General features: G+C 71.3%; 15 protein-coding genes and 1 pseudogene. 5 read left to right on the top strand and 11 right to left on the bottom strand.

Going from position 1 to position 13244, the window contains the following annotated elements:
* Positions 1 to 17: 17 nt before the first annotated feature.
* The 5 genes from FV234_RS15250 to FV234_RS15230 all read right to left on the bottom strand — a co-directional run bounded on the left by FV234_RS15250 (position 18) and on the right by FV234_RS15230 (position 4324).
* Entirely contained in the window at positions 18 to 296 is a 279-nt protein-coding gene (locus FV234_RS15250; RefSeq protein WP_147752027.1) for a hypothetical protein, read from the bottom strand.
* Positions 297 to 309: 13 nt separating this feature from the next.
* Positions 310 to 516 carry a hypothetical protein gene (locus FV234_RS15245; protein WP_147752028.1) on the bottom strand — a complete coding sequence of 69 codons (207 nt, stop codon included), beginning with the start codon at positions 514 to 516 and terminating at the stop codon, positions 310 to 312.
* Positions 517 to 621: 105 nt separating this feature from the next.
* Positions 622 to 2988, bottom strand: coding sequence for a PAS domain-containing hybrid sensor histidine kinase/response regulator (locus FV234_RS15240; RefSeq protein WP_147752029.1), 2367 nt, complete (start codon positions 2986 to 2988; stop codon positions 622 to 624).
* A 48-nt stretch (positions 2989 to 3036) separates the two neighbouring features.
* The gene (rarD, locus tag FV234_RS15235; protein WP_147765132.1) at positions 3037 to 3939 is read right to left on the bottom strand and encodes an EamA family transporter RarD; all 903 of its coding nucleotides are present in this window, start codon (positions 3937 to 3939) and stop codon (positions 3037 to 3039) included.
* Between the two features lie 112 nt (positions 3940 to 4051).
* Positions 4052 to 4324, bottom strand: a complete 273-nt coding sequence (locus tag FV234_RS15230) for a hypothetical protein (RefSeq protein WP_147752030.1) — start codon at positions 4322 to 4324, stop codon at positions 4052 to 4054.
* Positions 4325 to 4408: 84 nt separating this feature from the next.
* Here FV234_RS15230 and FV234_RS26245 point away from each other — a divergent pair, with 84 nt between their 5' ends.
* The gene (locus tag FV234_RS26245; protein ID WP_187273697.1) at positions 4409 to 4582 is read left to right on the top strand and encodes an Rmf/CrpP family protein; all 174 of its coding nucleotides are present in this window, start codon (positions 4409 to 4411) and stop codon (positions 4580 to 4582) included.
* Between the two features lie 120 nt (positions 4583 to 4702).
* Complete coding sequence (gene metC / locus FV234_RS15225) at positions 4703 to 5890, top strand: cystathionine beta-lyase (RefSeq protein WP_147762796.1); 1188 nt, start codon at positions 4703 to 4705, stop codon at positions 5888 to 5890.
* A 7-nt stretch (positions 5891 to 5897) separates the two neighbouring features.
* On the opposite strand, the gene FV234_RS15220 is transcribed toward metC, so the two are convergent.
* Positions 5898 to 6509: a pyridoxamine 5'-phosphate oxidase family protein gene (locus FV234_RS15220; protein ID WP_147762797.1), complete on the bottom strand. Its 612-nt coding sequence runs from the start codon at positions 6507 to 6509 to the stop codon at positions 5898 to 5900.
* 217 nt (positions 6510 to 6726) lie between these two features.
* Between FV234_RS15220 and FV234_RS26510 the strand changes: the two genes are divergently transcribed.
* Positions 6727 to 6870 carry a hypothetical protein gene (locus FV234_RS26510; RefSeq protein ID WP_210250911.1) on the top strand — a complete coding sequence of 48 codons (144 nt, stop codon included), beginning with the start codon at positions 6727 to 6729 and terminating at the stop codon, positions 6868 to 6870.
* Positions 6871 to 6916: 46 nt separating this feature from the next.
* Here FV234_RS26510 and FV234_RS15215 read toward each other — a convergent pair whose 3' ends face one another.
* The 4 genes from FV234_RS15215 to FV234_RS15200 form a co-directional block, all read right to left on the bottom strand.
* Positions 6917 to 7252, bottom strand: coding sequence for a lipid-A-disaccharide synthase N-terminal domain-containing protein (locus FV234_RS15215; RefSeq protein ID WP_147762798.1), 336 nt, complete (start codon positions 7250 to 7252; stop codon positions 6917 to 6919).
* Positions 7252 to 7989, bottom strand: coding sequence for a glycosyltransferase family 2 protein (locus FV234_RS15210; RefSeq protein ID WP_147830192.1), 738 nt, complete (start codon positions 7987 to 7989; stop codon positions 7252 to 7254). Before FV234_RS15210 ends, FV234_RS15215 begins: the two co-directional genes overlap by 1 nt.
* On the bottom strand, positions 7986 to 9731 hold the full coding sequence (locus FV234_RS15205) for a glycosyltransferase family 39 protein (RefSeq protein WP_147830190.1): 1746 nt from the start codon (positions 9729 to 9731) through the stop codon (positions 7986 to 7988). The genes FV234_RS15210 and FV234_RS15205 overlap by 4 nt, the downstream gene beginning before the upstream one ends.
* Positions 9732 to 9909: 178 nt before the next feature.
* On the bottom strand, positions 9910 to 11205 hold the full coding sequence (locus FV234_RS15200; protein ID WP_147752035.1) for an alpha-hydroxy acid oxidase: 1296 nt from the start codon (positions 11203 to 11205) through the stop codon (positions 9910 to 9912).
* A 189-nt stretch (positions 11206 to 11394) separates the two neighbouring features.
* On the opposite strand from FV234_RS15200, the gene FV234_RS15195 reads away from it, so the two are divergent.
* Both FV234_RS15195 and FV234_RS15190 read left to right on the top strand, forming a co-directional pair.
* Complete coding sequence (locus FV234_RS15195) at positions 11395 to 12093, top strand: DJ-1/PfpI family protein (protein WP_147830188.1); 699 nt, start codon at positions 11395 to 11397, stop codon at positions 12091 to 12093.
* A gap of 230 nt (positions 12094 to 12323) precedes the next feature.
* The gene (locus FV234_RS15190) at positions 12324 to 13118 is read left to right on the top strand and encodes a flagellar hook basal-body protein (protein WP_147830186.1); all 795 of its coding nucleotides are present in this window, start codon (positions 12324 to 12326) and stop codon (positions 13116 to 13118) included.
* Between the two features lie 9 nt (positions 13119 to 13127).
* On the opposite strand, the pseudogene FV234_RS15185 reads toward FV234_RS15190, so the two are convergent.
* Positions 13128 to 13244, bottom strand: a pseudogene (locus FV234_RS15185) (IS5/IS1182 family transposase); the annotation flags it as partial.

Here is a 13244-nt window from a genome sequence, read left to right as displayed (position 1 = left end):
CAGGGCGAGCGCGAGCCTCAAACTTCGTCGCGGGCGTCCTGCAGCAGCTGGGCGAGTCCGGCATCGACCTCGGAGCCGAGCATGGCGCGCTCGGCGTCGGTGAGGTCGCGCGCCCATTTCGGGCCGGCGAACCCGGCGGCGCATTTTTCGCGCTCGCCCGCGATGTAGGCCTCGACCTCGTCGGGCCGGGTCCGCATCGCGTGGACCATCCCGAACCACGCCGCACGCTCGACCACCGCGAGGCGGGCGCGCAGCCGGATCATCACGGCCCGTTCGGGATCGACGGCGTCGCTCATCTGCGTCCGACTCCTAGCGCCGCGGCTCGCACCGCGTCTTCACGTAGCTGTCCTTGGCGTTGCCGAGGCCGGCGTTGGCAGCCAGCACGGGACCCTGGATCAGGCATTCCTGCAGGGTGTGGGCCGGGCCGGTCACCACGTCGAGGGCGTTCTCCCGGCTGCAATCCTGGACCTGGACCGACGAGGCGCAGATCAGGGCGACGACGACGATGGCGTTCATGGCGCGCTCCTCGGCCACGCCTTCCGGAGCGCGTGCCGGGAATGCAAGGGGCGGGACCGGAGGAAGGTTCCCGCCGGGCTACCTGCGCCGATGGTCGCGCGCCCTTTACCCTTCCCGCGCGGCGAGCGCGTCGAGCAGCCCCTGCATGCCCTGCGGCAACGGCGCCGAGGCCTCGCGGGCGTAGAGCACGCGCAGCTGGCGCCCGATCTCGGCGAGGCTCAAGGAGCCCTTCTCGATCACCCGGTCGGCCTGGGCCTGGAGGCTCTGGCGTTCGGCGTCGGTGATCTCCTTGGCGGTGAGCACCACCACCGGCACGTCGCCGTCCGGCCGCGCCCGCAGCGCCCGGAGGAACCCGAACCCGTCCATCTCCGGCATCATCAGGTCGAGGAGGATCAGGTTCGGGCGCTGCGCCTCGAAATGCTCCAACGCCACCCGGCCGTTCTCGGCCTCGTCGACGCCCCAGCCGTCGCGGACCAGGGTCCGGCGCAGGCGCTCGCGGGCGTCGGCGTCGTCGTCGACGACGAGGACCCGGGCCTCGACGCCCTCCGGCCGGTAGCGGTCCATCAGGCCCTTCAGCCGGTCCCAGTCGATCGGCTTGACGAAGTAGTCGGTGGCGCCGAGCGCCTGGCCGAGGCCCTGCTCGGCCACCACCGAGGTCATGATCACGGGGATGCCGGCGAGCTCGGGATCGTTGCGGACGGCGTGAAGCACCGCCCAGCCGTCCATGCGCGGCATCTCGACGTCGAGCAGGATCGCCCGCGGCTTCAGGGCCCGCGCCAGGGTCAGCCCGGCGCGCCCGTCGCTGGCGGTACGCACGCGAAAGCCCTCGCGTTCGAGGAAGCGCTGCAGCAGCTCGCGGGCCGCCGGGTCGTCGTCCACGAGCAGCACCGCGTCGTGCTCCTCGTGCGTGGACACCGGGGTGGGGATCGCGAGCTCGGCGGCGACCTGCGCCTCGTCCTCCACCGCGAGCGTCGCCGGCAGCCGCAGCGAGAAGGTCGAGCCCTCCCCCGGCACGCTGGTCACGCCGATGTCGCCGCCCATGGTGCGGCAGAAGGCGCGTGTGATGGCCAGCCCGAGGCCGGTGCCGCCGAACTGGCGCGTGGTCGACTCGTCGGCCTGGGCGAAGCGCTCGAACAGGCGCCCGATCTGCTCCTCGGTGAGCCCGATCCCGGTGTCGGTCACCGAGAATCCGAACCAGTCGGCTCCGGCCTCGCGATGGCGTGCGACCGTGAGGGTGATCGTGCCGCCCTCGGTGAACTTCGCCGCGTTGCCGATCAGGTTGAGCAGGCACTGGCGGATCTTGGTCTGGTCCTGGTGCATCGTGCCGAGGTCGTCGGCGAGATCGAGGACGAAGCGGTTGCCCTTCTTCTCGACGAGCGAGCCGGTGGCGTCGGAGACGTCCGAGATCAGGTCGGCGACCGCGAAGGTTTCGCCCGAGGCGGTCATGCGCCCGGCCTCGATCTTCGAGATATCGAGCACGTCGTTGATGAGCGAGAGCAGGTGGCGGGCCGCCGCCTCGATCTTGCGCAGGTCGGGCAGGAGGGCGGCCTGGCCGATATCCTCGAGCTCTTCGCCGAGCATCTCCGAGTAGCCGATCACCGCCGAGAGCGGGGTGCGCAGCTCGTGGCTCATGTTGGCGATGAACTGGCTCTTGGCGAGGTTGGCGGCCTCCGCCGCCTGGCGCGCCCGCTCGACCTCGGCCTCCGCTTCCTTCCGCTCGGTGACGTCGGCGTTGGAGCCGACCCATTCGCGCAACGCGCCGTCGGCGGCCAGCACCGGCACGCCGCGCACCTCCATGTCGCGCCACTGCCCGTCGTGCCGGCGCAGGCGATACTCGACGGCGTAGGGCGTGCGCGCCTCGATGCAGCCCGCCCAGACCTCGGCGGCATGCGCCCGGTCGTCGGGGTGGACCGCGTCGATCCAGCCCCAGCCCTGGAACGCCTCTTCGGACTGGCCGGTATAGGCGCTCCAGCGCGGCTGCGGCGGTAGCAGGGCGCCGGCCGCGTCGGTGTTCCAGATGACGGCGGTGGAGGCGTCGACCAGCGCCCGGAACCGCTCCTCGGATTGCAGCAGCCGGTCCTCGGCCTCCTGCTTGTGGGTGATGTCTGTGTTGGTGCCGTACCAGCGCAGGATGCGGCCGTCCGCGTCCCGGTGCGGCATCGCCTGCGACAGGAACCAGCGGAAGCTCCCGTCCCGGCCGCGCAGGGGGAAGGTGTCCTCCCATGCCGCGCCCGCGGTGATCGCGGTGCGGAAGCGTTCGGTCACCGCCTCGACGTGGTCGGGATGATGGACCGCACGCCAGCCCCAGCCGCGCATCGTCTCGAGGGTCGTGCCGGTGTAGTCGTACCAGCGCCGGTTATACCAGACGATGTCGCCCGTGGCGGTGGCGATCCAGGCGAGCTGCGGCAGCGCCTCGGCGAGGTTCTCGTAGTCGGCCTGGGTGACCGTGGCGGGCTCGGCGGGATCACGCATCGCAACACTCGGACTGGCTTCCCGTGGCAAAGGCCGGGCGCGGCCGCGTTATACACGCATCGCGCGCGGGGTCGGCGCGGCGGTTTCGCCGGGTGCGCGCTCCCGGGCCGCCCGCCCGGCGCGGAGCAGGTCGAAGGCGTAGAGCGCCAGCGCCAGCCAGATCAGCCCGAACATCGGGATCGCGTGCGGTGCCACGTGCTCGCCGTAGGCGAGGACGCTCAAGGCCAGCAGGCAGGTCGGCGCGATGTACTGCATCAGGCCGAGGGTCGCGAGGCGCAGGCGCTCGGCGGCGGCCGCGAACCAGATCAGCGGCAGCGCCGTCGTCACCCCGGTCAGCGCCAGCAGCGCGAAGTCCCGCGGGTCGGACGGCAGCACGGGCTCGGGCGAGGACAGCGCCCAGGCGAGCGCCGCCGGCGTCAGGATCAGGGTCTCGGCCAGGAACCCCACCGCCGGGTCGACGCCCACCACCTTCCGCACCAGCCCGTAGAGGGCGAAGCTGATCGCGAGTTCGAGCGCCACCAGGGGCAGCGTGCCGGCGAGCACCACGGCGATGCCGACTCCGGCCGCGGCGACGCCCACGGCGACCAGTTGCAGCGGGCGCAGCCGCTCGCGCAGGACGAGCGCGCCGAGCGCCACGCTGACCAGCGGGTTGATGTAGTAGCCGAGGCTTGCATCGAGCAGGTGGCCGCTGTTCACCGCTTGCAGGTAGAGGAGCCAGTTCACGCCGATCAGCCCGGCCGAGGCGAAGAGCAGCGCGTGCCGCGGCCGCAGCGGGAAGGGCGTGCGTACCCGGTTGCGCCACAGCAGCACCAGCAGGATCGCGAACAGGCACGACCACAGGATGCGAACCGACAGGATGTGGCTCGGAGAGAAGCCCGAGAGCAGACGGAAATGGACCGGGACGACGAGGCCCCAGCTCAGATAGGCGCCGAGCGCGTAGACGAGGCCCACGGTGTCCGTCCCGATCGCGTCCGCCGGCATCCGCTGCGGACCTGCCCCGGAGCCTTACCCTGTGCCGGCGGCGGGCGTCACGTCCGGCGGCGCAGGCCAGCCATCCGCGCCGTCAGCGCTTCGAGGGCAGGATCGGGTCGCCGCGCATCAGGGCGTTCAGGCGCTCGGTGTCGAACCCGTTCGGGATCTTCGCCGGCGCGGGCTTCACGGCCGCGACGGGTTTGGGCTGCACCGGGATCGATCCGGTCGCCGACGGTTCGGGCAGGACGATGCGGGCGACCGGGCTCGGCGCCGTGTGGGCCAGCCGGTCGGCGCAGACGAACCCGATCACGAGGATCGAGGCGCCGGCCGAGACGCCGGCGGCGAGGAGACGCAGGATACGCAAGCGACGGGTTCCGACAACGCGAACGACGACGGAGCCGAGGATGGCCCAAGGCCGTTAACGAAGGGACACTCGACAGGAGATCGCATGAAACCCGAAGCGAACGCCCAGGCCACCGCCAGCGACAGCCCGTTCATCCAGGGCCGCAACGCCCGCCTCTACGGCAAGCCGATCGACGACTGCCCCTACGCCGAGGGCTCGGAGGAACGCACCGCCTGGCTGCAGGCCTACGAGGAAGCCACCGTCACGGACGCCGGTTGACCAAGAGGCTTGCGAAGGGGCTTACGAAGGAGCTTGCCGGGGGGCTGCCGAGTCGGGCGCTTGACCTCCGCCGGGTTGCCGGGCTTCGTCGCCCGATCGCAGCCCGAACCCATGGCGACCATGTCCAAGCCTTCGTCCAAGACCGCCGAGTCGTTCGGGGTCGCGACGCGCCTCGTCCATGCTGGGCGCGATCCGTCGGCGCAGCACGGGTTCGTCAACACGCCGATCTATCGCGGCTCCACCGTGCTGTACCCGACCTACGACGACATCGTGCACCGGCGCGGGCGCTACAATTACGGCACCAGCGGCACGCCGACGATGGACGCGCTCACCGACGCGTGGACCGCGTTGGCGGGCGCGGCCGGCACGGTGGCGACGCCCTCGGGCCTGTGCGCGCTTTCCGTCGCGCTGATGGCCTCGGTCTCGGCCGGCGACCACCTGCTCGTCGCCGATTCCGCCTACCGCCCGACCCGGATCTTCTGCGACGGGCTGCTCGCCCGCTTCGGCGTCGAGACGACCTATTACGACCCGCTGGTCGGCGCCGGCATCGCGGGCCTGATGCGCGACAACACCAAGGCGGTGCTCGTCGAGGCGCCGGGCTCGCAGAGCTTCGAGATGCAGGACGTGCCGGCGATCGCCGAGGCGGTCCACGCCCGCGGCGGCACCGTCATCATGGACAACACCTGGGCGACGCCGCTGCTGTTCCCGCCCCACGAGCGCGGCGTCGACATCGCCGTCGAGGCCGGGACCAAGTACCTCAGCGGCGGCTCCGACCTGCTGCTGGGCCTGACCTCGGCCAACGCCACGCATTTCCCGGCGGTGCGGCGGACCTTCGACCAGATCGCCCCCTGCGCCGGCCCCGAGGACATGTTCCTGGCGCTCCGCGGCCTGCGCACGATGAGCCTGCGGCTGCGCGAGCACGGCCGCGCCGGCCTCGAGATGGCGCGGTGGCTCCAGGCGCGGCCGGAGGTGCTGCGCGTCCTCCATCCGGGTCTGCCAGAGGATCCCGGCCACGCGATCTGGACACGCGACTTCTCCGGCGCGTCGGGACTGTTCGGCGTCATCCTCAAGCCGGTCTCGGAGACGGCCCTTGCCGCGATGCTCGACGGCCTGGAGCTGTTCGGGATGGGCTTCTCCTGGGGCGGCTTCGAGAGCCTCGTGATCCCCTTCGACTGCAAGCCCTACCGCACGGCGACGCAGTGGGCGCCCGGCGGCCCGGCCCTGCGCTTCCACATCGGGCTCGAGGACGTCGCCGACCTGAAGGCAGACCTCGACGCGGGGTTCTCGCGGTTGCGGGCAGCGGGCTGAGGCGGCCTCACGGTACCCGCCATTCGCCCTGCCACCCCTCCCCTTCGCGCCGCCAGCCGGCGCGGCGGTGGCCGCGGCGGTCGAGGTAGAGGAAGTCGAGGGCTTCGGCGCGGACGAGCACGGCGGCGAAGTTCGGGCGGCCGGGCGGCGCTTCCGTTTCGTCGGGCAGCGCGTAGCCGCCGCCGGCCTCGATCGCGGTGCCGGGCGCGGGCGCGATGCCGTAGCAGACCCGGCTCATCGGCCGCGAGCCGTCCCAGGCCGCGTCGGCCACGGCGTCGTCGAGGTGGACGTGGGCGCTGCCCTCGATCCGGATCTGGACCTTGGCGGCGCGATCGTAGGCGTGGAGGGCGCAATGCCGCCCGGCGGCGACCTCGGCGGCCTTGTCCGAGCGGCGGTCGCAGTGGAAGCGCAGGATGCCGGTGGCGGCGTCGGCCTGCCGCAGCACCACCGTGCGGCTGCGCGGCCGCCCTGTACGGTCCAGTGTCGCGACGCTCGGCGTGTGGAACGCGCTCCGCCCGTGTGCGACTCCGTCCGCCAGCAGCCGCCACAGCTCGGCGAAGGCCGCGTCCAGGTCGGCGTGGAACGCCGGGAGCGGGTCGCGGGCATCGTCCTGTGGCATCGGGCTCCGGGCGGCGTGGGGGTTGGACGGGTCGAGACGAAACACGGGCGCAGCGCCGGATCAAGCGCGGCGTCGCCGCGTTGCGCGCGCAACGCCGAACCGGAAAAACTAGGCGGCGTGTCCTAGCGTGCCTTGACGCACCCCTATCATTTGTTACGAATCGGCATCGCGTCGGCAAGCGTCGCGCGGCTTCCGCTCTCAGAGAGACGTCGACGATATGCCGTGGATGATGGCCATGCTGTTCGGGCTGCCCTGTGCCCTCGGCTTTCTCTGCCTCTACGCCGACCGCCATCTCGCCCGGTTCTCCGACGCCCACGACGACCTGTGGACGCTGCCGCGACCGTCGTCCCTGCGGCGCTGATCGCACAGCGGTCCCCGGGACCGGTCGGCTCGAGCGGAGCGCCCGCTCAGCCGGCCTTGGTCTCGGCCGCGCGCCGGTTGCGGAAGATCAGGGCGAGGTTGCGCAGGTAGATCCCGGTCGAGAGGCCTTGGCCGATGATGATCACCGGCTCGCGGCGCACGAAGCCGTAGACCAGGGTCATGATCCCGCCGGCGATCGACAGGAACCAGAACGAGAGCGGGATCACGCTCCGGCCCGCCCGCTCGCTCGCGATCCATTGCAGGATGAAGCGCGACCCGAACACGAGCTGCGCGACGATGCCGAAGACCAGCCAGAAGTCGAACCGGGTCACGAACACGTCGTAGAAGTAGTCCGGCAGGTCTTTCGCCAACTGGATCAGCATCAGGTCCGGACCTCGGTGACGGCGGGCGTCGGCCGCTTGCGGCGGATCAGCCACCAGACGCCGGCGAGATCGAGCAGGCCGACCCAGAGCCGGTCGAACAGCCCGTAATTCGACACGCCGGTGAAGCGCGGCCGGTCGACCACGTCGCGGTGCACGATGGCGAAGCCCTCGCGGACCACGAGCGCCGGCATGAACCGGTGCAGGGCGTCGAAGTACGGCAGGCGCAGGTAGACCGCGCGGCGGAAGACCTTGAGGCCGCAGCCGGTGTCGCGGGTGGAATCGTTGAGGATCTTGCCCCGCACGCCGTTGGCGATGCGGGATTGGATCATCTTGAAGCGCCCGTCCTTGCGGCCCTTGCGCTGCCCTTGAGCGAGGCCGGCTCCCTCGCCCGCCTGCTCGAGCGCCGCCACCAGGACGGGGATGAAGGCCGGGTCGTTCTGGCCGTCGCCGTCGAGCGTCGCGACGATCGGGCCGGCCGCCGCCGAGACGCCGCTGCGCACGGCAGCCGACTGGCCGCCGCTGCGGGCGTGGCGCAGCACGCGCAGCCACGGGCGGCCCTGCCGCGCGGCCTCGAGCGCGGCCGGCGTCGCGTCGGTGGAGCCGTCGTCGACGTAGATCAGCTCGAACGGCGCCAAGCCTGCGCAGGCGGCCTCGATCTCGGCGACGAGGCCCGCGATGTTGCCGGCCTCGTTCTTCACCGGCACCACGATGCTGAGGCGGGGGGAGGTCGGGTTCATGGGGCCACCGTCTGAGCCGCGGGCGTCACCGCATAGGCGGTGAGGTCGACCCGGCGGCCGGCGTTGATGTTGAAGCCCGATACCTGCCCGACCGCCTTCGGCCCGGCGCCGCCGACGGGCCACGCGTCGGCGAAGTCGGCGGCCGAGCGCTGCTCGACGAAGACCAGGCGGCAGCCGCCGGCGTTGAGGAAGGCCAGCGCGTCGGCGCCGGTGTTCGGGGTGGCGAGGTCCGTTCCGATCAGGAACACCAGACTCGGCTCGCGGTAGCCGAGGCTTGCGACCTGCGGCCGGCACGGCAGCGCGTCGCCGATCGCGGCGAGCCGATTCGAGACCTTCAGCGCCGGGATCTCGGTCTGCGCCAGCCCGAGCACCGCGGGCGAGAGCAGGCAGGCGGAGAGGATCGCGAACACCATCGCCCGCTCCGGGCCGCCCCGCGCGTAGGCCATCCAGGCGGCGCAGGCCAGCGCACAGGCGGTTCCGAGCAGCGGCAGCGACAGCACGGGCAGCACCCGATCGAGGCGCCACGCGACCGCGACGAGGCCGATCGTCAACCCGACGGGAATCGCCGGCACGAGCAGCGCCACCGCGCGCGCGCCGCGCCGCGTCGGATCGAGGGCGCCGGCGCGCAGCGCCAGCACGGCGAGGGTCGCCACCATCGGCATCAGCGGCAGGACGTAGTGCGGGAGCTTGGTCGGCACCGCCTCGAACATCGCCCAAGCCGGGACGATCGACGCCAGCAGGAAGGCGACGGCATCGTCCCCGCGGCGGCGCCACGCGAACGGGATCGCCAGGGCGGCGAAGGCGGCGCCGGGCCAGAAGGTCGCGAAGAACACCAGCGCGTAGGTGCCCGGCGGCGCCCAGTGCTTCTCCTTGGCGCTGCCGACCTTGGCCAGCATGTCGTGGCCGACGGCTTCGGTGAAGAAGGCGCCGCCGCTGCGCCAGGCGATCGCCAGGAACCACGGCGCGACGATGAGGGCGACGATCGCGAGGCCGGACCACGGGCGCAGCGACAGGATCCAGCGGCCGGAGCGCGCCTTCCACGACAGCGCCAGCATCGGCAGGCCGACGAACAGCGGCACCATCGGGCCCTTCACCAGGATGCCGAGGGCCAGCCCGAGCCAGAACGCGAGCCGGCCTGCGGTCGAGGGCCCGGGGCCGGACCGGCCGAGCCAGGCGCGGGCGAGCGTGCCGAGCGAGGCGACCGAGCACGCGGTCAGCAGCGCGTCGGTCTTGGCGAGGTGCGCTTCGGCCGCGAGCATCAAGCAGGCGCCGAACAGGGCGCTGGCGAGGAAGGCGCCGCGGCGGGCGAGGAAGGCGAGCGCCGCCCAATAGGCCAGCAGCGCGGCGGCGGTCGCGCCGAGCAGCGAGGGGATGCGGTAGAGCGCGATCGCGGTCCGCGCCTCGGGCACGCCGAGCGCTTCGCCCGCCGCCACCGCGGCGGCCTGCGCCCAGTAGATGCCCACCGGCTTCTTGTGGCGGGCCTCGCCCTGGAAGCGGATGTCGACGCCGTCGCCGGTCTCGAGCATCTGCTTCGAGGCCTGGGCGAAGCGCGGCTCGTCCCGGTCCATCGGCTGCAGCGAGATCTGGCCGGGCAGGAAGCAGACGAGGCAGAGCGCGAGGAGCCACGCGCAGGCCCGCGCATGGCTCGCCGACACGGTGTTCAGGAGGAAGTCGCCGAACGCGAAGCCGGGGCCGGGCCGCGCGGCAAGGACGGGTCGCCCCGCGGCTTCGCTGGGGGTCATGGGCGCCGTGCGGACGGGAGGGGATAAGCCGAGAAGGCGGTCATGCGCGGCTCCGGAACCGGCAACCGGCCTCGTCGTTCGGTCGATGCCCAGACGGGCGGCGGTGTCGATGATGCGGGCGGGATTGTCAAATGCCGGCCCCGCCGCCAAAGCCGTGGGGCCGGTCACAGGATGCGGGCTACGCCCGGTCGACGCTGGCGGCGGTGATCTCGGCGATCTTGGTGGCGCCGGCCTGGCGCATGATCGTCTCGAACTCGCGTTGCAGGATGTTGAGGACCGCCTCGACGCCGGGCTGGCCGAAGGCGGCCAAGCCCCAGACGTAGGGGCGGCCGACGCAGACGGCGGTGGCGCCCAGCGCCAGCGCCTTGAGCACGTCGGTGCCGCGGCGGAAGCCGCCGTCGATCAGCACCGGCACCCGGCCGTTCACCGCCGCCACGACCTCCGGCAGCACGCCGATGGTCGATTGCAGGCTCTCCTCGGCCCGGCCCCCGTGGTTCGACACGATCAGCGCGTCGACGCCGTGGTCGAGGGCCGTCTTCGCGTCCTCCTTGGTGACGATGCCCTTGAGCACGAGCTTGCCCTTCACGATGCCGCGCAGGCGCCGCACGTAGTCCCAGGTCATGCCGGTCCCGTAGAGGTTGGTCACGCGATCGACGTCGATCCCGTCGAACATCGGCTTGCGGCTCACCTCGTTCTTGAAGCCGGGCGTGTGGCAATCGGTGCAGGTGCGGGTGTCGGTGCGGCGCTCGCGGAACAGGGTCTCGGTGTTGCGCCCGCCCTGGCGGTCCACCGTCAGCACGATGGCCGGCGCGCCGGCCTTCTCCGCGCGCTTCACCAGCGCCTCGGTCACCGCCCAGTCGTCGGTGGGGTAGAGCATGAACCAGACCGGGGCGCCGCGCTCCTTGATCACGTCCTCGATCGCCGACGACCCCACCGTCGACAGGATCATCGGGTGGCCCTTCACCCGGGCGGCCCGCGCCACCGCCAGCTCGGCGTCCGGGTGGAACGCGCCCTGGCTGCTCACCGGCGCCAGCGCAATCGGGCTCGCCCAGGTCTCGCCGAAGATCTTCACGCTCGTGTCGATCTTGCGCACGTCGATCAGCCGGCGGGCGCGGATGCGGATGTGCTCGAACCCGTCGCGGTTCGCCTTCAGGGTTTCGTCGCCGTCGACGCCGCTGGCGAGGTAGCCGTAATGGGCCGGCGGCAGCTCCTTCTTGGCTACCATCTCGAAGTCGAACACGTTGAGCGCCTGGGCCGGCGCGGCGATCAGGTCGCCGTTCATCACCGGCGCCTGCCGCAGCACGTCGTAGCTCTGGGCGAGCGCCCCCGAGGCGCCTGATTCGAGCAGCGTGGCGAGCGCGCCGACCGCCCCCGAGGCGAGGATCGGGCTGGCAGAGAAGAACTCCAGCAGCTTGCGGCGGCTGATGGCAGGATCGGTCGCGGCAGCGGGCCGGGGATGCAGGCGGTCGGACATATGATTCTCGAAAGGCCAAGTTCTACAGAGACTTGTGCTTGGCCTTCGGCGAGCTTGGCAGCAAGGCGCGCCTGCGCACGGCAGGTATGTTGCAGCGCACAAGATGCTGTTTTGTCACGGTGCGATCGCGGTGATAGGATCGGGTCTGCGGATTCGGCCGACTTGCCGAGCCGCCGAGGTGAGCGCTGGATGCCCTTTCAGATCGGATTGCTCGCCTTCCCCGGCGTTCAGCAGCTGGACCTGACGGCGCCCTACGAGGTCTTCGTCGGCGTGCCCGGCGCGGAGGTTCACCTCGTCGCCGCGAGCCTTGCGCCGGTGCGCAGCGCGACCGGGCTGATCCTGACGCCGACCACGACCTTCGCCGATTGTCCGGCCCTCGACGTGCTCTGCGTGCCCGGAGGCGTCGGCGTGAACGCGTTGATGGTGGACGACACGGCCCTCGCTTTCGTGCGCCGACAGGCCGAAGGCGCGCGCTACGTCACGTCGGTCTGCACGGGCGCGATGGTGCTCGGAGCCGCGGGCCTGCTTCACGGCGTCCGGGCGACGACCCATTGGGCCGCGCACGATCTGCTGTCCGCCTTCGGAGCGATCCCGGTGCGCGAGCGCGTGGTGCGCGACGGACGCTTCGTGACCGGCGGCGGCGTCACCGCCGGCCTCGACTTCGCCCTGACGCTCGCAGCCGAACTCGTCGGCCGTGAGCGCGCCGAGGCGATCCAGCTCGGGCACGAATACGCTCCCGCCCCGCCCTTCGACGCCGGCACGCCCGAAACCGCTTCGCCCGCCGTGCTGGCGGCGGCACGCGCGCGCATCGCCCCGAGCCGGGCCGAGCGCGAACGCATCGTCGCGGCGCTGACCGGCGTGGCCGTGACGCGAATGGAATGGGAGTAGGCCTGAGCGTCGTGTGGAAGTATCGTCGCCGCCGATATTTTTGTGTCTGAATATTTCCAAGATGTCGAGTTTCGTTTCTAGGGCGGCATCATGGATTCATCAGATATAATTCGTTACACACCGTGTATTAACGATAAAATCTCTAATCAGGGTTGGCTCGGGAGCGGTCGGTCGGCACGCCGACGTCGGTGTTCTTATCGGGCGCGGCCGTTCCCTGAAGGAGATCTACGATGAGCCTGATGGATGCGCTCTCGAACGCCATCACCGGCACATCGGCGCAATCCTTCGCGCTGAACAACATTTCCGGGAACATCGCCAACAGCACAACGGCCGGCTTCAAGAACACGGATACGAGCTTCGCCGACATGCTCGCACAGACCGAGGCCGGCACGCAGCCCGCCGGCGGCGTCGCGATCAGCACGCGGTCGAACCTCGGGCTTCAGGGCACGGTGGGATCGACCGGCATCGCGACGAACCTCGCCATCGGCGGCGACGGCTACTTCATCGTCCGGCAGAATCTCGGGACGGCATCGACGCCGAGCTTCGGGTCGGACCTCGCTTATACCCGGCGCGGCGACTTCGCGCCGGATGCCAGCGGGTATCTCGTCAACGGGACCGGGTATTACTTGTTCGCCGGATCCTCGAAGGGTGCGCCGGTCCAGATGCCGCCCACCGGCACGAGCGCGCTCTCCAGCCTGTCGGTCTCGCCCGCCGGCGCCCTCACCAGCACCCTGTCGGATGGCAGCACCCAGGCGCTCGGAACCCTGACCCTGGCCCAGTTCGGCGCGCGGGACACCCTCGCCTCGCTCGACGGCGGCGCCTTCGTGGCGACCGCGAGCACCGGGGCGCCGAGCTTCGGCCTGAACGGCGCGACCGTCACCGCCGGCTCGGTCGAGCAGTCGAACGCGAGCATCTCGGATCAGTTCTCAAAGATGATCGAGACCCAGCAGGCCTATACGTCCAACACCAAGGTCATCGGCACCGTCAACGAGATGCTGCAATCCGCCATCGCGATGTACGTCTGAGACCCCGTTTCATAACGCTCGTGCCAGGCGTCTGACGAGGATCATGGCTGCTGCCAGGACGAAGAAGGCGAGTGCGGAAGAGGCCGTCGCCTCGTGATCACGGGCGAGCCTGCGGCATCGACTGAT

Source organism: Methylobacterium sp. WL8, assembly GCF_008040045.1.
Lineage (GTDB): Bacteria > Pseudomonadota > Alphaproteobacteria > Rhizobiales > Beijerinckiaceae > Methylobacterium > Methylobacterium cerastii.
Note: the sequence above shows the minus strand (reverse complement) of the source record. Positions and strands in the feature narration are given on the sequence as shown.